The organism is Streptomyces sp. NPDC101776 (genome assembly GCF_044766845.1).
Taxonomy (GTDB): domain Bacteria; phylum Actinomycetota; class Actinomycetes; order Streptomycetales; family Streptomycetaceae; genus Streptomyces.
In genome coordinates this window covers 24100-44368 of record NZ_JBIWMV010000002.1, presented here as the reverse complement: position 1 = coordinate 44368, position 20269 = coordinate 24100, and the positions used below count along the sequence as shown (strand labels likewise).

Here is a 20269-nt window from a genome sequence, read left to right as displayed (position 1 = left end):
CAGGCAAGTGAATGGATACATGCCAAGCGCGGGGAGATGTCCGTGGCCGCTGTCACCTTGGGCGAGGAGCCGATCACCGTCGACCAGTTCGTCGCGGTCGCCCGCCACGGCGCCCGGGTCGAGTTCGACGCCACATACGTCGACCGGGTACGGAAGTCGCGTGCGCTGGTGGAGCGGTTTCTCGCCGAGAACCGCCTGGTCTACGGCGTCACCACCGGCTTCGGCGACAACGTCACGGAGGTCATCGACCCGGCGGACGCCGAGCGGCTCCAGCGCAACATCGTCCGCTCGCACGCCGTGTCCGTCGGCGAACCGCTGCCCACCGAGATCGTCCGGGCGATCGCCCTGATGGAACTCGTCGGCCTCGGCGAGGGCTTCTCCGGCATCCGCTTCGAGACCCTTGAACTGATCCGGCGCATGCTCAACGCCGGGGTCACCCCGCACGTCCCCGGCGAGGGCTCCGTCGGCTATCTGGCCCCCGAGGCCCACATGGCGCTCGTACTGCTCGGAGAAGGCCGAGCCCACTACGACGACCAACTCCTCCCCGGCGCCGAGGCGTTGGCCCGGATCGGGGAGCAGCCGACCCGGCTCGCCTGCAAGGAGGGGCTGTCGCTCACGAACGGGACGCACTCCGTCACCGCGATCGCCGTCCTGGCCGCCTATGACGCCGGTGTCGCGGCGACCACGGCCGACATCGCCGCGAGCCTGTCGGTGCAGGCGCTCAAGGGCACCGTCCGCGCCTACGACGCCCGGTTGCAGGCCCGCAAACGGCATCCCGAGCAAGCCGCCGTAGCCGAGAACCTACGACGACTCACCGCATCCAGCGCGATAAGCACCGAGTTCCTCGACCACCGCCTCCAGGACAGCCTCTCCCTGCGGGCCGTACCGCAGATCCACGGCGGTGCGAAGCGTGCGCTCGCGCAGGCCCGGGAGGTCATCGTCGAGGAGTTGCACTCGGTGGGCGACAACCCCGTCATTCATCCCGAGGGCGAGGACGGGGTGGCGCTGAGCGGGGCGAACTGCGACAGCACGTACGTCGGCATCCAGGCGGACACCATGGTCAACGCGATGACGGTCCTCGCCAAGGTCTCCGAACGCCGTACCGACCGCATGGTCAACAGCAACTTCAGCGAGCTGCCCGCCTTCCTGGTCCGTGACCGGGCCTCAACAGCGGCTACATGATCGCGCAGTACACGGCCGCCGCCCTGACCATGGAACTGCGCGGCCTGGCGATACCGGCGTCCGCCGACAACGTCACCACCTCCGCCAACCAGGAAGACGCCGTCAGCAACGCCTACTTGGCGGCCCTGAAGGCCTACCGCGCGGCCCACAAGCTCGCCTACGTCCTCGCGATCGAGCTGATGTGCGCGGCCCAGACCCTCGACCTCCTCGCGCCGCTCTCGCCCTCGCCTGCCGCCGACGCGCTGCGGGCCGCGATCCGGGAGACCGTACCGACCGTCGAGGAGGACCGGGTCTTCCATGACGACATCGAGCACATCGCCCAACTCGTGCGCAGCGGGGAGGCGTTGCGGGTCGTGGAGGGCGTGGTGGGGGCGCTGGCGCGGTGACGGCAGGAGGCACGTCTACCGCTAGGGTTCGCCCATGAAGGCAGCGGTGCACCACCGGTACGGACCGCCGGCCGTGGTCCGGGTCGCCGAGGTGGAGAAGCCCTCGGTCGGAGATCGTGACCTTCTCGTCAAGGTGCACGCGACGACGGTCAACCGGACGGACTGCGCCTATCGCGCAGCCAGCCCCTTCTTCATGCGCTTGCTCACCGGGCTGTCCCGGCCCCGGCGGACCGTGCTCGGGACCGAGTACGCGGGCGTGGTGGAAGCGGTCGGCGGCGGTGTGCCGTCCTTCGCGGTCGGTGACCGGGTGTTCGGCTACAACGAGGGCACGTTCGGAACCCACGCCGAGTATCTGGCGGTCCCGCACGACGGTCCCGTCGCGACCGTCCCGACCGGCGTGAGTTTCGAGGAGGCCGCTCCCGGCACCGAAGGCGCGCACTATGCGCTGGCGTTCGTCCGGAAGGCGGGCATCCGCGCCGGGCAGGACGTCCTCGTGTACGGCGCGACCGGCGCCATCGGCTCGGCCGCGGTGCAGCTCCTGAAGCAGCGCGGGGCCGTCGTGACCGCAGTGTGCGAGACACCGCACCTGGAGCTGGTGAAGGGCCTCGGCGCGGACCGGGTCGTCGACCGCACGGCCCAGGACTTCACCCGGGACGAGCAGCGCTACGACGCGGTCTTCGACGCCGTCGGCAAGAGCACGTTCGGCCACTGCAAGCCCCTGCTGAAACCCCACGGGACCTATCTGTCCTCGGAGTTGGGCCCCTGGTGCCAGAACCTGCTCCTGCCGCTCGTCACGCCCCTGTTCCGCGGCAGGAAGGTGAAGTTCCCCGTGCCGAAGCAGGACCAGGAGATCGTGCGACACCTCCGGGACCTGCTGGCGTCGGGAGAGTTCCGGCCGGTCGTGGACCGCCGGTACCCGTTGGAGCGGATCGTCGAGGCCTACGGGTTCGTCGAGACCGGGCGGAAGGTCGGCAACGTCGTCATCACCGTCGTACCGCCGCCCGACTGACTCTCCGGGCCCCTCGCCTCCGCACTCACAGACGCCCCTCAGACCGCCCGCAGCACGCTCTCAGCCCCGAGGCGTCCAATCCCTGTGTACGGGGTGATCCGATCCCGGTGCGGACCGCCCTCGTCGCGGGTGCCGCCGGGGTCGGGGGCATGCTGCTCGCGGACGCGCTGTTCGACGGCTTCCACCATCACGGGCCGCACGGTGGGATGTTCGGCGGTGGGCCCGGGGGACCTGGAGGGTTCGGCGGGCCGGGGCCCGGGGGCTTCCGAGCGGGAGCGGTCGACAGGCCTCAGCCTCCCCCGGTCCTCAACCAACTGCGGCCGACGGGGCTCAACCACCCTTGCTCCTCAACCCAGTTGGCCAGTGGTACCGCGGTCCCACTCGGGTGGGCCGATTGTGTCCGGCGGTCCCACGGACACGGCCACGGGCGTTCCTAGCCTGGTGCGGGAATCCGGCACCACCGGTGACACCGTCACCGACCGGACCCGATCCATGAAGCCCTGAGGATCCCCATGGTGCTGTTCAGAAGTCCGTCCGCGCGACTGAGCGCGGCGGCACTCTCCACCCTGTTCCTGCTCTGCGAGTCGTCCGTAGCCATGGCCGCGCCGAACGCCGTCGGCCGTACGGCAGTTCACGAAGTCGACGTCACCAACCTGCCCGCCACCAAAGAGGGTCAGCCGACGGTAGCCGTCAACCCGAGGAATCCGAAGAACCTCGTCTTCGTCTCCACGATCTTCCCGCCCTCGCCGGGCCTGGAGCCGGTCGACGGCGGCTGCTTCCTCGCCTACTCCAACGACAGGGGCGACACCTGGACCCGGGTCGCATGGCCGCTCGGTACCGCGGCGCCCAAGTGCGGTGAGCCGAGCGTGCAGTTCGACGCGAAGGGCACCGTCTACGTCGACAACAACCAGGTCAGCTCAGGGCTCGCCGCGAACCTCGTGAACCACAACCAGGTCGCCAAGTCCACGGACGGCGGACGGACTTGGACCGACCCGGTGTCCACCCCGCTGCTCCTCGGCGGCGCCCCGAAGATGCGCGTGGACGCCGCGACCGGCAAGGTCTACGCCGTCGCGGGAGCGGCCTGGGAGTACCCGAGCGCGGTCTCCGTCAGTTCCGACGGCGGCAAGACCTTCAGCAGCGACTCGCGGGTGATCCCGGGCCCGATGCCCTGTATCGAGGTGGCCCCGGGCATCCCGCTCGTGTGCGGCTACCCGGGCCGGGAGATCGCCGTCTACGGCGGGATCCTCGTGTCCGCCTCCCAGGAGGCGGGGCAGCCGGTCAACTTCCACGTCAGCCGCGACGACGGCAAGACGTGGACGAACACCACCCTCAAGGACGGCCAGGGGAACCCGGTCGCCGCGGGCACCGGCTCCCTGGTGCCGGTTCCGGCCCTGGGCGCGGCGGCCGACCCCGTCCCGTGGGTCGCGGCCGACACCTCCCACCGCGGCCGGTTCGCCGTCATGGTCCCCCGGGACTCCAACACCCTCGACGTCTACGTCACCCCGGACGCCGGCAAGACCTGGACCGGACCGGCGACGATCTCCGCGACGGGCGCCTTGCGGCCGGCGATCGACTTCGGAGCGAACGGTGACCTCGGTGTCATGTGGCGGACCACCACGGGCGACGCGTTCTCGGCCGTCTCCTTCGACCACGGACGCTCCTTCAGCGACCCGGTACAGGTCAACCACGTCACCGAGCCGGTCGGCGAGACAGGCCCTCCCGGTGACCGCTGGTCGGGCATCACGCTGACCGACAAGTACGCCTACGTCACCTGGGCCGACGGACGTAACAGCTCCTCCCTCGACTCGATCATCAGCCGCGTGCCGCTGAAGCTGTACAAGAAGCGCACCCACCAATAGCCGCCTGCCGCCCTCAGGCCTTGGGGGCGACCAGTCCCGCGTCGTAGGCGACGATCACCGCCTGGATACGGTCGCGGGCACCGATCTTGGCCATGACCCGGCCCACGTGTTTCTTCACGGTGGACTCGGTGAGCACGAGGCGTTCGGCGATCTCGGCGTTGGTCCAGCCCGTGCCGATGGCGACGAGCACCTCGTGCTCGCGTGCGCTGAGCGTGCTGAGCCGCGGGTCCGTGCGCGGCTCGGCCTCGGGCGCCAGGACGTCGTGCGCGTGGGCGTCGAGCAGGCGGCGGGTGAGCCGGGGGGCCGCGACGGCGTCGCCGGTCGCGACCGCCTGGATCCCGGCGAGGAGTTCCTCCGGCCTGGCGTCCTTGAGCAGGAAGCCGCTGGCCCCGGCGCGCAGTCCGGCGTAGGCGTACTCGTCGAGGTCGAAGGTGGTCAGGATGAGCACGCGGGTACGGCCGCCCGTCGCCACGATGCGGCGGGTGGCCTCGATGCCGTCGAGACCCGGCATCCGTACGTCCATCAGGACCACGTCGGGGCTCAGTTCGGCCGCCATGCGCACGGCCTGCGCGCCGTTGTCGGCCTCGCCGACCACGCTCACGCCGGGGGTGCCGTCGAGCAGCATCCGGAAGCCCATGCGGGGCAGCGGCTGGTCGTCGGCGATCAGGACGGTGGTCATGGCGCGGTCTCTCCGGAGGTGGCGGGGGCGGACAGGTCCAGCAGGACGTCTACGATCCAGCCCCGGCCGTCGGTGCGCGGTCCGAGGGTGACGGTGCCGCCGTAGAGCGCGGCCCGTTGGCGGATGCCGACCAGGCCGTGCCCGCTGTCCGGGCGGTGAGCCGTGGCCGGTCTCCGCGCGAGTGAGCCGGTGTCGGCGATCCGGACGCGCAGCAGCTCGTCCTCGACCGTGAGCGTGACCTCGGCCGTGGTGCCGGGGCCGGCGTGCTTGAGGGTGTTGGTCAGGGCTTCCTGCACCACCCGGAACGCCGTGAGCTGCACACCGCGGCCCAGCGCGTCGACCGGGCCCACCGTTCGGTAGGCCACCGGCAGGCCGGCCGCGCGCACCCGGTCGAGCAGGGTCTCCAGGTCCCGGACGCCCGGCTGCGGGGAGCGCGAGGTGTCCTCCGGTTCCGCGGATTCGCGCAACACGCCCAGTACGCGCCGGAGTTCGTCCATCGCCTGGCGGCCGGTGTCGCCGATGAGGTGCAGTGCCTGCTCTGTGCGACCGGGATCACGCGAGGTGAGGACGGCGGCGCCGTCGGCGAGGTTCACCATGACCGACAGGTTGTGGCCGACGATGTCGTGCATCTCGCGGGCGATCCGCGAGCGCTCCGCCGCCGCCGTCAGCCGGACCCGCTGATCGCGCTCGACCTCCAGCCGTACGGCGCGGTCCCTCAGCGCGGACAGGTACAGCCTGCTGATGCGGAAGGTCAGGCCCAGGGCCACGGCCCCGACGCCGGTACCGACGGACAGGATCAGAAAGGCCACCGGACCGGCCGTCGGGATCACGGTGACCACGAGCACCACCCACCCCGCCACGGTCACCGGCAGCGCCCAGCAGATCGCCCGCGGCGAAGCATGCAGGGCGAGGTCGAACAGGGCGATCAGCAGGACGAGCGCGGCGGCGGGCCCCAGACCCAGCGACCACATGACTGGACAGACCACGAGGCAGGCCCCGAAAACCGCGGCGGGACGACGGCGGCGCCACCACAGCGGCACGACCAGCACGGCCGCGATGCCCAGCACCACAGCGACGGGCAGACCGCCCCCCACCGGGCGCGACACGGAGTGACCGGGGCTGTGCACGAGCAGGTCCGGTGGCGCGGCGGCGGCGACCAGGACGACCACGGTGGTGTCGAGGAGCCACGGCCGCCGCCGGTCGGCCGCCCGCAGCCGGCTCAGCACCCGCAGCAGCGTCCGCATGACGGGGTGCGCCCAGACGGCCTCGGGCCCCGGGCGGACAGCCTCCGGCCGGGGATACGGGCCGCCCGAGGGCGCGGTCGACTCCGTCCGAGCCGTCCGCACCCTCGGTCTGTCGTTCATCGGCTCCATCCTCGCGGACGGCCCCTCAGACGTCACTGCGACGCAACCGGTAAGCGGCACCGGCCACCAGCACTACGGCCCACACCAGCAGCGCCGTCAGGCCCGCTCCCGGGCCCACCAGGGAGTCGCTGGACTCGTGCAGGGTCATCACCGACTGCCCCGCGTTGCTGGGCAGGTAGCGGCTCACCGTGTCGCCCAGCGAACTGGGCAGCAGTCCGGTCAGGCCGGGCAGGACGAGCACCGCGCCCGCCAGGATCGCGATACCCCCGGCGTTGTTGCGCACGATCAACCCGACCGTCACGCCGTACACACCCACCAGACCCAGATACACGCCCGCGCCCAGCAGGCACCGGAAGACCCCGGCGTCCCCCAGGGACAGGGCGATCCTCTCCCCGTGCAGCGCGGCGCTCCCCAGCAGGAAGGAGACCAGCGCGCCGACGGTGGACGTGACGAACGCGACCGGGCCGTAGACCGCGCACTTCGCCCACAGCACGGGCAGCCGGCCCGGCACCGCGGCGAACGTCGAGCGGACCATTCCCGTGCTGTACTCGCCCGCCGACAGCAGGACACCCAACGCGCCGACGGCCAGGGCCGCGAGGTTCGTGCCGGCCAGCGCCAGGGTCAGCGCGGCACCGGACGCCGCGTCCTTGCCGCCCAGCGGGCCGTCCGGAGTGTAGACGGCGGCGGCGATCACCCCGATCACCACCAGGAACAGCACGGCCACCCCCAGCGTGATCCAACTGGAGCGCAGCGACCAGAACTTGGACCACTCCGAGCGGACCACCCGCCGACCGGTCACCCGGTACGCCGGATGCGCGGGCGACGGGGCGGTCGTAGGGGATGTGACGGTGTCGGCGGTCATCAGGCGGCCCTCCGCACGTCGCTGCTCTGATACTCCACCGCGTCCTGGGTCAGATGCATGAACGCCTCCTCCAACGACACCGACTCGGCGGCCAGTTCGTACAACGGCACCCGGTGCTCGGCCGCCACCTCCCCGATCCGCCGCGTGTCCAGACCGGAGACGACCAGCCGCTCGGCGCCCGTCGAAGTCACCGTGACACCGGGAGCGGCCAACAACGAGCGCAACCGGGCGGGTTCGCCCGTGGCCACCCGCACACCCTTGTCCGCCGACCGCTCCACCAGCGCGTCGACAGTCGTCTCCGCCAACAGCCGCCCCCGCCCCACGACCACCAGACGGTCCGCGGTCTGCGCCATCTCGCTCATCAGATGCGAGGACAGCATCACCGTGCGCCCCTCGGCGGCCAGCCCGCGCAGCAACTCCCGCACCCAGCGCACGCCTTCGGGATCCAGCCCGTTGACCGGCTCGTCCAGCATCACGACCGCCGGATCACCCAGCAGCGCGGCAGCGATACCCAGCCGCTGCCCCATCCCCAGCGAGAATGCCCCGACCCGCTTGTGCGCCACCGCGTGCAGACCGGCCAGATCGATGACCTCCTCCACCCGCCGCTTCGGCACACCATGGGTGTACGCCAACGCCATCAGATGGTTGAAGGCCGAGCGCCCCGGATGCACCGCCTTCGCCTCCAGCAGCACCCCCAACTCCTGCAAAGGCGCACGGTGCTGGGCATAGCGCCTGCCGTTGACCAGGGCCGTGCCGGCGGTCGGCGCGTCCAGGCCCACGATCATCCGCATGGTGGTGGACTTGCCCGCCCCGTTGGGCCCCAGGAACCCGGTGACCTGTCCGGGCGGGGCGGTGAACGTCAGGTCGTCCACCGCCGTCCTGTCCCCGTACCGCTTGGTCAGCCCGCGCACTTCGATCACTGTGCCGCTCCCCGCTCGTGCCCTGCCCGGCAGCCCGCCGGGTCACTGCTTCGAGGCTAGGAGCGGCTACCGCGCGACCCGTGGGCCCGCAGGGGACAAACCCCGCTGGTCACTGGTACCGGGGTACCAGTGAGCGGGGTGAAGGGGTGGTCGTACGCGGTGGTTCTCTCGCGCAGGGCTCGACGGCCGGTGTGTCAGCCCTTGTTGGCGCCCAGGGTGAGGCCGCTGACGAACTGGCGCTGGAGCGCGAAGTACACGATCAGGGTCGGGATCGCGGTGAGCAGGGCGCCGGCGGCGACCAGGTTGGGGTCGGTGAAGTACTGGCCGGAGAGGTTGTTCAGGGCGGAGGTGATCGGCATGTTCTCGCCGGTCGAGATCAGCACGATCGCCCAGAAGAAGTCGTTGTAGATCCAGATGGAGAGGAGGGTGGCGAGGGCCGCCATCGCGGGCTTGCAGAGCGGGAGCACGATCTGCCAGTACATCCGCCACACCGACGCGCCGTCGACCAGTGCCGCCTCGGTCAGCTCGTCCGGCAGCATCCGCATGTAGTTGCTCAACACGAAGGCGCAGAAGCCCGATTGGAACGCCACGTGGATGAGGACCAGGCCGAGCGCGGAGTCGTAGAGCTTGCCGCTCGCCGTGATGCCGGGGAGGTTGATCAGCAGGTACATGCGGTACAGCGGGGTGATGATGACCTGCTGGGGCAGCAGGTTGCCGGCCGTGAAGACCAGCAGCAGGAAGATGTTCAGCCGGAAGTCGAAGCGGCTGACGTAGAACGCGACCATCGACGCCAGCAACAGGGTGAGCAGCACGGCCGGGACCGCGATGATCAGTGTGTTGACGAAGTAGTGGATCATGTCGGACTGCTGGAACGCGTTCTTGAAGTTGTCGAGGTTCAGCTTGTCCGGCCAGGAGACGTAGCCCTTGTTGCTGGTCTCGGAGTACGGGCGCAGGGCCGCGTAGACCGCCCACAGTAGCGGGGCGAGCCAGGCCAGCGAGGTGACGACGAGGAACGTGTGCAGCAGGACCCGGGCCGGGCGGAGCGGGGTGCGCTGCTTCACGCCGAGCGCGGCGGTGGGGGTGGTCATGCGCGCCGCTCCTTCCGGAAGGTCGCGATCAGGTACGGGATGATGACCACGAGGGAGATGACCAGCAGGACGACGGCGATCGCGGAGCCGTAGCCGATCCGGCTGGACTCGCCGATGATGTTGTTGGTGATCAGGATCGACAGCAACTCGGTGCCCTGGGCGCCCTTGTTGAAGACGTAGACCAGGTCGAAGGCGCGCAGCGACTCGATGATGGTGACGACCAGGACGACCGTGTTGGTGGGCCGCAGGGTCGGGAAGATGACGTTCTTGAACGTCTGCCACTCGTTCGCGCCGTCCAGCGCGGAGGCCTCCCGCAGGGACGGGTCGACGCCCTTGAGGCCGGCCAGGTACAGGATCATCATGTAGCCGGCGTGCCGCCAGGACGCGGCGATCAGGACGGCCCACAGGTTGAGCTTGGGGTCGCCGATCCAGTCGATGTAGTGGCCGGGCTTGTTGGCCCCGATGAGGCTGTTGATCAGGCCGGTGTCGGGGTTGTAGATGAGCTGCCAGACGAAGCCGGTGACCGCGAGCGACATGACGACCGGCAGGAAGAACGCGGTCTGGTAGACGCGGCTGAAGCGGATCTTCTTGTCCAGCTGGACGGCCAGGAACAGGCCGAAGGGGGTCGGCAGCAGGATGAGCACGACGAACCAGATGATGTTGTGCTCGAGCGCGGGCCAGAACTGCGGGTTGTCGTTGAACAGCTCCTTGAAGTTGGCCAGCCCCACCCACTTGATGGAGCTGAAGCCGATGCCGTCCCAGGACGTGAAGGCCAGGAGGATCGAGGCGAGGGCGGTGACCCAGACCAGGGCCACGTGCAGGACCGTCGGCACGCCCGCCATGAAGGCGAGCGTGATGCGGTCACGGCGGGTCAGCAGGCGCTTGGCGCCCTGCGGGACCCGCTTGTTCTCGGGCGCGGGGCCCGGAGGCGGAACGGCGTCCGCCTCCGGGCTCGTCGTAGTCGTCTCGGAGATCATGAGGAGGCGAAGATCGTCTTCTTCTGGCGCTCGATCGAGGTCAGCAGACTGTCGACGCCCTTGGGGTTCTGGAGGAACTTCTGGAGCCCGGGCTGCATCACCGTCGAGGTGAAGTCCGGCCGGGAGTCGCGGTCCATGAACTGGGTGAGGCTCTTGGCGGCGCCGATCATGTCGAACGCCTTCTTCTGCAGCGGCGAGTACGCGGAGGTGTCGGCCTTGCTGGAGGCCGCCACCACGCTCGGGTCGGTCTTGAGGTAGAGCTGCTCGGCCGCCGGGGTGCCCAGGTACTCCAGGAGCTTGACGACACCGTCGTGGTTCTTCGGGGACTTGCTGACCATGAAGCCGTCGGTGGGCGCCTCGACGGTGTCCTGGCCGTACGCGGTGTTGATCACCGGGAAGGGGAAGAAGTCGAGGTCGTCGAGGTCGGCCTTGACGGTGAACTGCTGCGCCACGAAGGAGCCCAGGAGGTACATGCCGGACTTCTTCGACACGATGCCCTGGGCGGCGTCCTGCCAGGTGCGGCCCATGAAGCCGTCCTGGTGGTACGGGAGGAGCTCGGCCCAGTGGTCGAAGACCGCCTTGACCTTGGGGTCGGTCCACGCCTCCTTGCCCGCCATCAGGGACTTGTGGAAGTCGTAGCCGTTGAGGCGGAAGTTGATCTGGTCGAAGGTGCCCATCGCCGGCCAGGCGTCCTTGTCGCCGAAGGCGATCGGGACCAGGCCGTCGCTCTTCATCTTCTTGCACAGGGCGACCAGTTCGTCCCACGTGGTGGGGACGGTGTAGCCCTTTGCCGCGAAGAGGCTCTTGCGGTAGAAGATCGCCCACGGGTACGTGGTCAGCGGCACGAAGTAGTACTTGCCGTCCTCGCCCTTGCTGAGCTGCTTCATCGCGTCGGGGAAGTTGTCCCCGATCTTCGCCCAGACGTCGTCGATGGACGTGGCGAGCTTCTTGGCCGCGAAGAACTGCATGCGGTACCCGGCGAACCAGTTGAACACGTCGTCCGGCGTGCCCTGGAGGTAGGAGTTGATCTGCTCCTGGAAGGTGTTGTGGTCCTTCGTGTTGACCTTGACGGTGATGCCGGAGGTCTTCTTGAAGTCCGCGTAGACGCTCGCGAACGCCTTCTTCGGCACCGCGTCGGACGCGTTGGAGCCGAGGCTGACGGTCTTCGGGTCGGACGAGCTACCACTGCTGCCGCACGCGCTCAGCAGGGGTATGCCGGCTCCGAGGACGGCTGCGCCGCCTATCCCGCGCAGGACGGAGCGGCGGCTGGCGGCAGGGAGGGAGAAGTCGGGCATGAACGGCTCCTGACGGACAGGGTTCGGCCGGAATGCGCCACGCCCCAGGTCGTCGTAACCGACCAGAAACCAACGCGACCAAACACGGTGGCGTAATAACAGTCCTATGTCTGGTCATGCGTCAACACCCGTCGCCTTCATTTGTCGAAACGTAATCGACACTCAGGAGCAAAAGGAGCGAACGAGCGGCCGAGTGGCCACACGTCCGCTCCGGGGAGGTTGGGTCGCAGGGTCCGCGAGGGACTCCTGGGGCCCGTGGGGCGCCTACTGGAAGGTGGAGAAGGCCTTCGAGAAGGCGGACGCGCCCTGGACCACCGAACTGCACGTCGCGTCCGCGGTGGGCTTGGCGCCGCCGGGGCACTGCTTGTCACGGGTCGCGGACCACATCGAGAGACCGCCCAGACCATTCGCCTTCGCGAATGCCGCCAAGCCGTTCGCGTCCTCGACCGTGAAGACCTCCGATGACACGTCGTTGACGCCGATCATCGGGGTCACTGCAACCGCTTTCCATGCAGCGGCATCCGAGAGCCCTAGAACACTCTTGACTTGGGCTTGTGTGGCAGTAGCCGCTTGCTGTGAGTACGTTCCCATATTTCCGCTGTACGCCGGTCCGTAATCCATGGCCATGATGTTGACCGTATTGATCTTCACGCCGTTGGACTTGGCATTGGACAACAGGTTCACGCCGTCCTGGGTCAGACCCTCGGGCATCACGGGGAGCGTGTAGGAGACGTCCAGGTTCGCGTGCTGCTGCTGGAGCTTGGCTATCGCCTGGGCGCGGATCGTGTTCGCCGCCGTGTTGGGCAGCGCGGCGCCCTCGATGTCGAAGTCGACCTTGGTGAGGGTGTACGCGTCCACGACCTTGCCGTAGGCGCTCGCCAGCGCGCTCGCCGAACCGCATGTCGTCGCCAGCTCGGAGCCGGAGGCGCCGCCGAAGGAGACCCGCACGTCGCCGCCCTTGGCGCGCAGCGCGCCGATCTGGGCGGCCACGCCGTCGCTCCCGAGATCCGACACACCGCCCCACTTGGGGGTGCAGCCGCCGCCGTCGGTGACGAAGGCGAGGTTGTAGTTCTTCACGCCGGTCGCGGTGACGTTGGCGAGCAGGTCGAAGGCCGGGTAGAGGGAGGTGTCGACGTACGGGGCGAAGCCCGCGCCGGCCGTGGTGCCGGTGCCGCTGCTCGGAGTCGGGGTCGGAGTGGGCGTGGCCGTCCGGGTGGGGGTGGGCGTGGCCGTCGGCTTGGCGGTCGGGGTGGGAGTCGGTGTGGGCGTGGGGGTCCCCGTCGGACGGCCGGTCGGTTCGGGGGTCGCGGTGCCGTCCGTCGAGCACTTGGCGTTGTCGATGCGACAACTCGTCGGCTGGCCCGTGCCGTTGACCACGAAGCCGACCGTCACCGACTCGCCGGCCGCGAGACCGTCCGGGTCCCACTTCGGCGGCTTCACGGTGATGTGCTGCCCGCTCACGCTCGACTCGGCGTTCCACAGCGAGCTGAGCTTCGACCCGGACGGCAGGTCGAACTCCAGCGTCCAGTCCTTCTCCCGGGCGCCGGTCGTGTTCGTGACGACGTACTGCGCGGTGTATCCCGTCGACCACGCGCTGGTCCTGGTGTACGCCGCGCCGACACTCGCCGCCTGGGCGATGCCGGTCAGCATGATCGCGCCCCCACCGATCACCGCGGCGGCGACCGCTCCGCCGATCACCTTGTTCCTGTTGCTGATCCTGCGCCGGTGGGTGCTCATCGCGTGCCTGCTTTCACTGTCCGCCTGGGGGGTGGGTGCGGCAGCACGCTAGCGATCCGGAATCGGGCAAAGCGCTTGATCCGGACAGGGGTTGGCGATCTTAGGGCGCGCTTAAGGAAGGGATCGGGAACGGTTAAAGGTCGAGACCAATCTGCCGCGTCTACGGCGTCTCACGGCCCCGCGATGGCCCTTGCGCTCCGGCTCCCGCCCGTCGAGCTGGATCCAGATCCGCACCTCCGTGCCGCCGAGCATCGAGGAGCCGATCCGGACGTCCCCGCCCGTCGACTCCGCAAGCCGGCGCACGATGTCCAGCCCGAGCCCGGTCGACCCGGCGCTGCCGGAACCTCGCCCGCGGGCCATCGCCGCCTCGGGGTCCCGTATGCCGGAACCCGCGTCCGAGACGAGCACGATCACCGCGTCCTCGCTGTTGTGCACGTCGACCGCGAAGGCCGTGCCCTCGGGGGTGTGCCGGAACACGTTGCCGAGCAGGGCGTCGAGGGCGGCGACCAGGTCGGCGCGGGCCACGGGTATCCGCACCGGGCGTTCCACCCCGGCCACCCGCACCTTGCGGCCCTCGTCCTCGGCGAGCGCGGACCAGAACCGCATCCGCTCCCGCACCACCTCGGCCGCGTCGCACCCGGCGCCGGGCCCGGCGGCCACGGTCTGCGGCTTGGCCTCGCGCGCGGTCCGGATGATCGTGTCGACCTCCCGCTCCAACTGCGCGACGGCCGTCCGCGTCTGCTCGGCGGCCGGCCCGTCCCCGAGCGAGGCCGCGTTGAGCCGCAGCACGGTGAGGGGTGTGCGGAGGCGGTGCGACAGGTCGGCCGCCAACTCCCTCTCATTCGCCAGCAGTTGTACGACCTGGTCGGCCATGGAGTTGAACGCGACCGCCGCCAGCCGCAGTTCGGTCGGCCCCTCCTCTGGCACCCGGGCGCCCAGCTTCCCCTCCCCCAGTTCGTGCGCGCCCTCGACGAGGCGTTGCGCGGGCTTCACCATCCGTACGCCCAGCCGGTCGGCGACCGCGACGGACCCGACGATCAGCGCGAGGCCGACCCCGGCGAGCACCGCCCAGGCCGTGCCGACGCCGTTGCTGACCTCGGACTCCGGGACGTAGACCTCGACGACGGATATCTCGCCGGAGCTGAGCGCGACGGGCTGGAGCAGGACGGAGCCGCCGGGCACCTCGGTGGTGGAGGCGCGGCCCAGCTTCCGTACGGTCGCGATGTCCTTGCCGGCGGCGCGCTGCCGCCCGATGTCGAGGGCGGTCTTCCCCTCCCCCGCCGGTATGTGGACGGCCATCCCGGAGTCCGCGCCCGCCGAGGCGACGACCTTCTCCAACTGGTCCCGGTCGGTGGTGATGGACAGCGCGGGGGCGACGGCTGCGGCCTCCCGCTCGGCGTTCGAGAAGGCGCGGTCGCGGGCCATCTCCTTGATGACCAGGCCGAGCGGCACCGCGAAGGCGACGACGACCATCGCCGCGATCGCCAGACAGACCCTGACCAGTGCCCACCTCATCGCGGCGACTCCGCTCCCGGTGGCTCCAGCTTCACTCCGACGCCCCGCAGGGTGTGCAGATAGCGCGGCCGGGCCGCCGTCTCCCCCAGCTTCCGGCGCAGCCAGGACAGATGGACGTCGATGGTCTGGTCGTCGCCGTAGGACTGCTGCCACACCTCGGCGAGCAGTTCCTTGCGTGCCACGACGACTCCGGGACGCCCGGCGAGGAAGGCGAGGAGGTCGAACTCGCGGCGGGTGAGGTCGAGTCGGACGCCGTCCAGGTCCGCTTGGCGGCGCAGCGGGTCGACGGTCAGGCCGCCGACGCGGAGGACCGAGGACGGGGGTGCCTCGCCGGTCGCGGCACGGGAGCGTCGTAGGACCGCGGACATGCGGGCGGACAGATGGTCGACCGAGAAGGGCTTGGTGAGGTAGTCGTCCGCGCCCGCGTTGAGCAGCCGGACGATCTCCGTCTCGTCGTCCCGGGCGGTGGCGATGATCACCGGTACGTCGGTGATCCCGCGCAGCATCTTCAGCGCCTCGGACCCGTCCAGGTCGGGCAGTCCGAGGTCCAGGATGACCACGTCGAAACGGAAATGGGCGACCTCGCGCAGCGCCTCAAGTGCCGTACCGACACTGCGCACCGTGTGTGCGGCGTCGGTCAGATGCCGGATGAGGGCCGAGCGTACGAACTGGTCGTCCTCGACCACGAGCACACTTGCCATGCGCCGCACCGTAGCCCATGCGGGCGACCCGCATCCGGGCCTGTGGACAACTCCCGCTTGTGGACAAAGCCATGGCCATCGCCGGGACACCCGTGGGGCGCGTGAGGCAGTATGGCCGCGATGCCCAGAGGACTCGTCAACGGATTCGTGCACGTGCTGGCCTGGTCGCTGGCCACCGGCGCGGCCGTCACGCTGTCCTGGTGGGGCGTCCACACGGTCATGACGGGCACGGCCTACGACCCGCCGCGCGCCCTGCCCATCACGGCGGCCGGCGCGAGCGCGCAGGAGGCGACGCCGCCCGTCGAGCCTTCGGTGCGGGCGGAGTCGTCGCCGAGCCCGACCGGCACCCCGACACCGACCGCGGACCCGACCCCGACGAGGACGACGACCGAGAGTCCGTCCCCCGCCCCTTCGACTCCCCCTTCCACCGCCGCCTCCGGCCAGGTCAAGAGCTACGACACCGACGGCGGGCGGGTGGTGCTCGAACTCGATTACACGCCGGCCTATGTGACGCTCGTGTCGGCGACGCCGGGGACGGGCTGGGCGATGCAGGTGTGGAAGACGGACTCGTGGCTCCGGGTGGAGTTCACCAAGGGCACGGGCAAGGTGTCGGTGATCTGCACGTGGCACGACGGGGCACCGCGGGTGGACGTGGGCAACTACTGAGGTTTTCCGAGGGAGTTGCGCCCGGCTCTAGCGGAACACCGACGGGGGCGGTGCCGGTGAGGCGACCGCGGCGGCGTCCGTCACGGGTACGGCGCCGCCGGTGAAGTCGGTGAGTTCGCGGCCGTGTTGGAGCCGGCCCGGGTGGGGGTCGGAGGCGGCGCGCCGGGTCAACTCGGCGAGCGGCAGGGGGTGGTCGGAGGCGACGAGCACGGCGTTGCCGAACCGCTTGCCGCGCAGCACGGTCGGGTCGGCGATCAGCGCGCGTTCCGTGAACCGGGCGGCCACGGTGGCGATTTGACCCCGCAGATGCGCGAGCGGGGGCCCGTCGGCGAGGTTCGCGGCGTAGATACCACCGGGTCTGAGCGCCCGGCGCACCTCGTCCAGGAATTCGGTGGAGGTGAGGTGGGCGGGGGTCCGGGCGCCGCTGAACACATCCGCTATCACGAGGTCGGCCCACCCCTCGGGCACCTTCGCGAGTCCCGCACGGGCGTCCACGGACCGCACCCTGATCCGCGCGTTCGGGTCCAACGGCAGTTCCCGCCGCACCAGTTGGACGAGGGCGGCGTCGAACTCGACGACCTGCTGGGTGGAACGGGGGCGGGTGGCGGCGACGTACCGGGCGAGACCGAGGGCCCCACCACCGAGGTGCACCGCCTGGATCGGCTTCCCGGCCGGCGCGGCGAGATCGATGACGTGCCCCAGCCGCCGCTGGTACTCGAAGGACAGGTACGCCGGGTCGTCGAGATCGACGTAGGACTGCGGCGCCCCGTCGATCAGGAGGGTCCAGGCACGGGCGCGATCCCGGTCGGGTATCAGCTCGGCGAGCCCACCGTCGACGGCCTCGACGACGGCGTCGTCGGCACCGGCACCACCTCGCCGGGTGTTCCTGGACTTTCCCATTGGCCCATTATCGGGGGCCCTGGACGGTACGGCGCGCGCGGCACCGACGGCCGTCCTCCACGCACCGGCACGGAGAACTCACCGACACCCGTCCGCCGCCTCGATCAACCGCGCCGCCTCCCCCAGCGCGGCCCGCAGCACCTCCGGGTCGGTCGCGAGGTCGGCGTCACCGGGAGGCAGCAGCCAGTCGGAGCCTTCGACGGGGGGCTCGGGGTCGGGGGCGAGGTGAAGACCCCGCCCGTTGGTCTCCGTACACGTGCTGCCCGGCAGGTCCCACGCCGCCGCCGTGCCCGGCGGTACCAGGAAGCCGAGCGTGTCGTCGCCGTCGTCGTGCAGGACGGGGCCGACCCCGTCGCACGCGCCGCGCCGCAGGATGTCGACCGCTTCCAGCCCCTGCCGCGTCGGCACCGTCACCAGGTCACAGGGCGAGTCCACGAACGGGGGCGCACTGCACTCCGCGCTCGGCATTCGAGGATCGACGCTCTGCCTGGTCTCCATCCCGGTCTCCACCACGGAACCCCTCCTTGGACGAGCGGGTCGGGAGTCGGGTGGCTCCCGGGTCCATGGGGTTCAACGCGTTGAAGCGTCAACGGCTACGGCACAAGTCCGCCGCAAAGGATGGCAGTTCATGGCAGATCCCGGATGAGATATCCGGTTTGTAGCCAAACCCTGCGTGGCGGGTCGTGCACAGCAGGTACGTTCTTGCCCGCTGGAAACAGGGCGTCACTCAACAAGTCACCCTGAATCCGGCATGGTTCGACGGTTCGCACGAGAGGACCCGGCCATGGCGTCGTCAATGGTGACCCCGTCCCCGTTCCCCCAACCACCGAGACCCAATCTCGCCTTCCGGCGGCTGCGCGGACAGCGCTCACCGGCGGAGTTCGCCGCGGCCGTACGCCGGTCAGCGCGGGAGATCGGCGAGCGGGTCAGCTGTGACGCGCGCTACGTCGGCCGCGTCGAAGCCGGTGAGATCCGTTGCCCCAACTACGCGTACGAACGGGTGTTCCTGCACATGTTCCCCGGCCGCACGCTCGCCGACCTCGGCTTCGCGCCCCGCTCGTCCGTACGCGGACGCGGGGCGCGCACCGCCGAGGACACGCCCCCCGCACACCCCACAAGCCCGGCCCGCACCACGGATGAGGTCACCGGGACAGGTGAGACGGGAGAGGTGTACGAGCCGTATGACACACAGGACCCGTACGACACGCACGAGAACCACGAGAACCGCGAGGAGAGCGACGTGCTGCGTCGCGCATTCATGAGGGGTGGCACCGTCACGGTGGCCGCCGGCACACTGGGCCCGCTCGGGCTCACATTGGACGCCGTGGCAGCGGAACGTTCCGTCCGCCGCCCCGGGACGAGCGAGGCGGGCGCCCTGGAAGAGGCCGTCCGCAGAATCCGGCTGCTCGACGACCGGCACGGCGCCGACGGCCTCTACCGGCGCGCGGCGGCCCCGCTGCGCGCCGCCTACGCCCTGCTCGACGCGGGCACCACCCGGCAGTCGGTCGCCGAGCGACTGCACTCCGGAGCCGGTGAACTCGCCATCTCGGTGGGCTGGCTGGCCCACGACTCCGGCCGCTTCGACGACGCCCGCTCGCACTACGCGGAAGCCCTCGCCACCGCCCGCATGACCGGCGACCCCGGCCTTGAGGCCCACGCCTTCTGCAATACGGCGTTCCTCGCGCGGGACGCCGGCCGGCCACGGGAAGCGGTGCGCGCCGCGCAGGCCGCGCAGCGCGTCGGACGCCCGCTGGGGTCCGCCCGCCTGATGTCGCTGCTCGCGCTGCGCGAGGCGGGCGGCTGGGCGGGGCTCGCCGACCGCACCGGCTGCGAGCAGGCGCTGGCCCGTGCGCAGGCGCTCTTCGAGCGGGGGCACTCGGATGCCGACCCGGAGTGGATGAGCTTCTACGGAGAGGCCGAGTTGGAGGGACTTGAGGCGCAGTGCTGGTCGACGCTGGGCGACTGGCCTCGCGCGGCACGGCACGCGCGGCGGGCGGCGCATCTTCAGGATCCGCATTTCACTCGGAACATCGCGCTTTACATGGCTGAGCTGGCGGATGACCTGGCTCGCGGTGGGCGTCCGGACGAGGCGGCTACTGCGGGGATGCGGGTGCTTGATCTTTTGGATCTGGTGCAGTCGTCTCGGATTCAGACGATGTTGGCGGGGACGGCTCGGGTGCTGTTGCCTCATCGGCGGGCATCGGGGGTGTCCACGTTTCTGGAGAGGCACTCGGGGTTGCCTCGTACTGCGGTGTAGTTCTTTGGCTGCCGGTCGGTGGGGGCTGGTCGCGCCCACGCGGCGGAGCCGCACATCGACACAGCCTCGCGCCCCTAAAGGGCAACCATGTGACCGACGTCGTTCCAGCTCTCGATCGCGGGGTCTCCGTAGGCCCAGCCCAGGATCGACAGGGACGTCGGGTTGAGGCGTATCCGCGCCGCGAAGTCGATCGGCAGGCCGAGCCAGCGGGCGCCGATCGAGCGGAGGATGTGGCCGTGGGCGAAGACCAGGACGTCGCGGTCCTCGGCGCGGGCCCAGGCGACGACCTCGTCCGCGCGGGCGGTCACCTCGGGGAGGGTCTCCCCTTCGGGGACGCCGTCGCGCCAGATCAGCCAGTCGGGGCGTACGGAACGGATCTCCTCCGGGGTCAGGCCCTCGTAGGCGCCGTAGTCCCACTCCATGAGGGTGTCCCAGGTGGTCGCGCGGTCGCCGAAGCCGGCTAGTTCGCAGGTCTCACGCGCGCGTGCCAGCGGGCTGGTGCGCACCTCCACCCCGGGGAGGCCGTCGAAGGGGGGCCTGTGCAGTCGTTCACCGAGCACCTTCGCGCCGCGTCGGCCCTCTTCGAGGAGGGGGACGTCGGTCCTGCCGGTGTGCTTCCCGGACAGCGACCATTCCGTCTGTCCGTGCCGGGCCAACAGGATGCGCGGTGCCATGGGGGACCCTTCCGGGAGAAAACGAGAGGCGGGTCACTCCATCATCGCTCACCCTTGAAAAGGGCAACCCGGGGGGCGATCTCTGCGTCTTTGAGGTCCGGGGGCGCCCGAAACAGGGCGCCCGCATACGCCGTAAAGTGTCCCGACCGGGCTACCGGGAAGCCGGACCACCGGGCACCGCACCAGAGCAGAAGGGGG

18 protein-coding genes and 1 pseudogene are annotated in these 20269 nt (G+C 70.3%); 5 read left to right on the top strand and 14 right to left on the bottom strand.

Features of this window, described 5'->3' with window-relative positions:
• The first annotated feature begins 36 nt into the window (after positions 1-36).
• Positions 37-1568, top strand: a pseudogene (hutH, locus tag ACIRRY_RS05955) (histidine ammonia-lyase).
• 34 nt (positions 1569-1602) lie between these two features.
• Positions 1603-2577 carry an NAD(P)-dependent alcohol dehydrogenase gene (locus ACIRRY_RS05950; RefSeq protein WP_403968449.1) on the top strand — a complete coding sequence of 325 codons (975 nt, stop codon included), beginning with the start codon at positions 1603-1605 and terminating at the stop codon, positions 2575-2577.
• A gap of 38 nt (positions 2578-2615) precedes the next feature.
• Here the strand turns inward: ACIRRY_RS05950 and ACIRRY_RS05945 are convergent, their stop codons facing one another.
• On the bottom strand, positions 2616-2768 hold the full coding sequence (locus tag ACIRRY_RS05945; RefSeq protein WP_403968447.1) for a hypothetical protein: 153 nt from the start codon (positions 2766-2768) through the stop codon (positions 2616-2618).
• 321 nt (positions 2769-3089) lie between these two features.
• On the opposite strand from ACIRRY_RS05945, the gene ACIRRY_RS05940 reads away from it, so the two are divergent.
• Positions 3090-4436, top strand: a complete 1347-nt coding sequence (locus tag ACIRRY_RS05940; protein ID WP_403968445.1) for a sialidase family protein — start codon at positions 3090-3092, stop codon at positions 4434-4436.
• Between the two features lie 13 nt (positions 4437-4449).
• On the opposite strand, the gene ACIRRY_RS05935 is transcribed toward ACIRRY_RS05940, so the two are convergent.
• The 10 genes from ACIRRY_RS05935 to ACIRRY_RS05890 form a co-directional block, all read right to left on the bottom strand.
• On the bottom strand, positions 4450-5115 hold the full coding sequence (locus ACIRRY_RS05935) for a response regulator (protein ID WP_403968443.1): 666 nt from the start codon (positions 5113-5115) through the stop codon (positions 4450-4452).
• Positions 5112-6479, bottom strand: coding sequence for a sensor histidine kinase (locus tag ACIRRY_RS05930; RefSeq protein WP_403968441.1), 1368 nt, complete (start codon positions 6477-6479; stop codon positions 5112-5114). Before ACIRRY_RS05930 ends, ACIRRY_RS05935 begins: the two co-directional genes overlap by 4 nt.
• A 25-nt stretch (positions 6480-6504) precedes the next feature.
• Positions 6505-7341: an ABC transporter permease gene (locus tag ACIRRY_RS05925; protein ID WP_403968440.1), complete on the bottom strand. Its 837-nt coding sequence runs from the start codon at positions 7339-7341 to the stop codon at positions 6505-6507.
• A complete protein-coding gene (locus tag ACIRRY_RS05920) occupies positions 7341-8261 on the bottom strand; it encodes an ABC transporter ATP-binding protein (RefSeq protein WP_403968438.1) in 921 nt (306 codons plus the stop codon). Before ACIRRY_RS05920 ends, ACIRRY_RS05925 begins: the two co-directional genes overlap by 1 nt.
• Before the next feature lie 194 nt (positions 8262-8455).
• Positions 8456-9349 (bottom strand): carbohydrate ABC transporter permease, encoded by an 894-nt coding sequence (locus ACIRRY_RS05915; protein ID WP_403968436.1) that lies wholly within the window; start codon positions 9347-9349, stop codon positions 8456-8458.
• The gene (locus tag ACIRRY_RS05910; RefSeq protein ID WP_403968434.1) at positions 9346-10326 is read right to left on the bottom strand and encodes a carbohydrate ABC transporter permease; all 981 of its coding nucleotides are present in this window, start codon (positions 10324-10326) and stop codon (positions 9346-9348) included. The genes ACIRRY_RS05915 and ACIRRY_RS05910 overlap by 4 nt, the downstream gene beginning before the upstream one ends.
• Positions 10323-11621, bottom strand: coding sequence for an ABC transporter substrate-binding protein (locus ACIRRY_RS05905; protein ID WP_403968432.1), 1299 nt, complete (start codon positions 11619-11621; stop codon positions 10323-10325). Before ACIRRY_RS05905 ends, ACIRRY_RS05910 begins: the two co-directional genes overlap by 4 nt.
• A gap of 264 nt (positions 11622-11885) precedes the next feature.
• Positions 11886-13358: a cellulose binding domain-containing protein gene (locus ACIRRY_RS05900; protein WP_403968430.1), complete on the bottom strand. Its 1473-nt coding sequence runs from the start codon at positions 13356-13358 to the stop codon at positions 11886-11888.
• Between the two features lie 111 nt (positions 13359-13469).
• On the bottom strand, positions 13470-14873 hold the full coding sequence (locus ACIRRY_RS05895; protein ID WP_403968428.1) for an ATP-binding protein: 1404 nt from the start codon (positions 14871-14873) through the stop codon (positions 13470-13472).
• Positions 14870-15574 carry a response regulator transcription factor gene (locus tag ACIRRY_RS05890; protein ID WP_403968426.1) on the bottom strand — a complete coding sequence of 235 codons (705 nt, stop codon included), beginning with the start codon at positions 15572-15574 and terminating at the stop codon, positions 14870-14872. The genes ACIRRY_RS05895 and ACIRRY_RS05890 overlap by 4 nt, the downstream gene beginning before the upstream one ends.
• A 111-nt stretch (positions 15575-15685) precedes the next feature.
• Here ACIRRY_RS05890 and ACIRRY_RS05885 point away from each other — a divergent pair, with 111 nt between their 5' ends.
• Entirely contained in the window at positions 15686-16240 is a 555-nt protein-coding gene (locus ACIRRY_RS05885; RefSeq protein ID WP_403968424.1) for a hypothetical protein, read from the top strand.
• 27 nt (positions 16241-16267) lie between these two features.
• Here the strand turns inward: ACIRRY_RS05885 and ACIRRY_RS05880 are convergent, their stop codons facing one another.
• Both ACIRRY_RS05880 and ACIRRY_RS05875 read right to left on the bottom strand, forming a co-directional pair.
• Complete coding sequence (locus ACIRRY_RS05880) at positions 16268-17140, bottom strand: spermidine synthase (protein ID WP_403968422.1); 873 nt, start codon at positions 17138-17140, stop codon at positions 16268-16270.
• Positions 17141-17218: 78 nt separating this feature from the next.
• On the bottom strand, positions 17219-17653 hold the full coding sequence (locus ACIRRY_RS05875) for a hypothetical protein (protein ID WP_403968420.1): 435 nt from the start codon (positions 17651-17653) through the stop codon (positions 17219-17221).
• Between the two features lie 271 nt (positions 17654-17924).
• Here ACIRRY_RS05875 and ACIRRY_RS05870 point away from each other — a divergent pair, with 271 nt between their 5' ends.
• Positions 17925-19397, top strand: coding sequence for a hypothetical protein (locus ACIRRY_RS05870; protein ID WP_403968418.1), 1473 nt, complete (start codon positions 17925-17927; stop codon positions 19395-19397).
• Between the two features lie 74 nt (positions 19398-19471).
• Here ACIRRY_RS05870 and ACIRRY_RS05865 read toward each other — a convergent pair whose 3' ends face one another.
• Positions 19472-20071 (bottom strand): histidine phosphatase family protein, encoded by a 600-nt coding sequence (locus tag ACIRRY_RS05865; protein WP_403968416.1) that lies wholly within the window; start codon positions 20069-20071, stop codon positions 19472-19474.
• Between the last annotated feature and the right edge of the window lie 198 nt (positions 20072-20269).

Coding starts and splice junctions, on each gene's coding strand:
- ACIRRY_RS05950 (WP_403968449.1), top strand. CDS start 1,603: ATGAAGGCAGCGGTGCACCACCGGTACGGACCGCCGGCCGTGGTCCGG.
- ACIRRY_RS05940 (WP_403968445.1), top strand. CDS start 3,090: ATGGTGCTGTTCAGAAGTCCGTCCGCGCGACTGAGCGCGGCGGCACTC.
- ACIRRY_RS05935 (WP_403968443.1), bottom strand. CDS start 5,115: ATGACCACCGTCCTGATCGCCGACGACCAGCCGCTGCCCCGCATGGGC.
- ACIRRY_RS05930 (WP_403968441.1), bottom strand. CDS start 6,479: ATGAACGACAGACCGAGGGTGCGGACGGCTCGGACGGAGTCGACCGCG.
- ACIRRY_RS05925 (WP_403968440.1), bottom strand. CDS start 7,341: ATGACCGCCGACACCGTCACATCCCCTACGACCGCCCCGTCGCCCGCG.
- ACIRRY_RS05915 (WP_403968436.1), bottom strand. CDS start 9,349: ATGACCACCCCCACCGCCGCGCTCGGCGTGAAGCAGCGCACCCCGCTC.
- ACIRRY_RS05910 (WP_403968434.1), bottom strand. CDS start 10,326: ATGATCTCCGAGACGACTACGACGAGCCCGGAGGCGGACGCCGTTCCG.
- ACIRRY_RS05905 (WP_403968432.1), bottom strand. CDS start 11,621: ATGCCCGACTTCTCCCTCCCTGCCGCCAGCCGCCGCTCCGTCCTGCGC.
- ACIRRY_RS05900 (WP_403968430.1), bottom strand. CDS start 13,358: ATGAGCACCCACCGGCGCAGGATCAGCAACAGGAACAAGGTGATCGGC.
- ACIRRY_RS05895 (WP_403968428.1), bottom strand. CDS start 14,873: ATGAGGTGGGCACTGGTCAGGGTCTGTCTGGCGATCGCGGCGATGGTC.
- ACIRRY_RS05890 (WP_403968426.1), bottom strand. CDS start 15,574: ATGGCAAGTGTGCTCGTGGTCGAGGACGACCAGTTCGTACGCTCGGCC.
- ACIRRY_RS05885 (WP_403968424.1), top strand. CDS start 15,686: ATGGCCGCGATGCCCAGAGGACTCGTCAACGGATTCGTGCACGTGCTG.
- ACIRRY_RS05880 (WP_403968422.1), bottom strand. CDS start 17,140: ATGGGAAAGTCCAGGAACACCCGGCGAGGTGGTGCCGGTGCCGACGAC.
- ACIRRY_RS05870 (WP_403968418.1), top strand. CDS start 17,925: ATGGCGTCGTCAATGGTGACCCCGTCCCCGTTCCCCCAACCACCGAGA.
- ACIRRY_RS05865 (WP_403968416.1), bottom strand. CDS start 20,071: ATGGCACCGCGCATCCTGTTGGCCCGGCACGGACAGACGGAATGGTCG.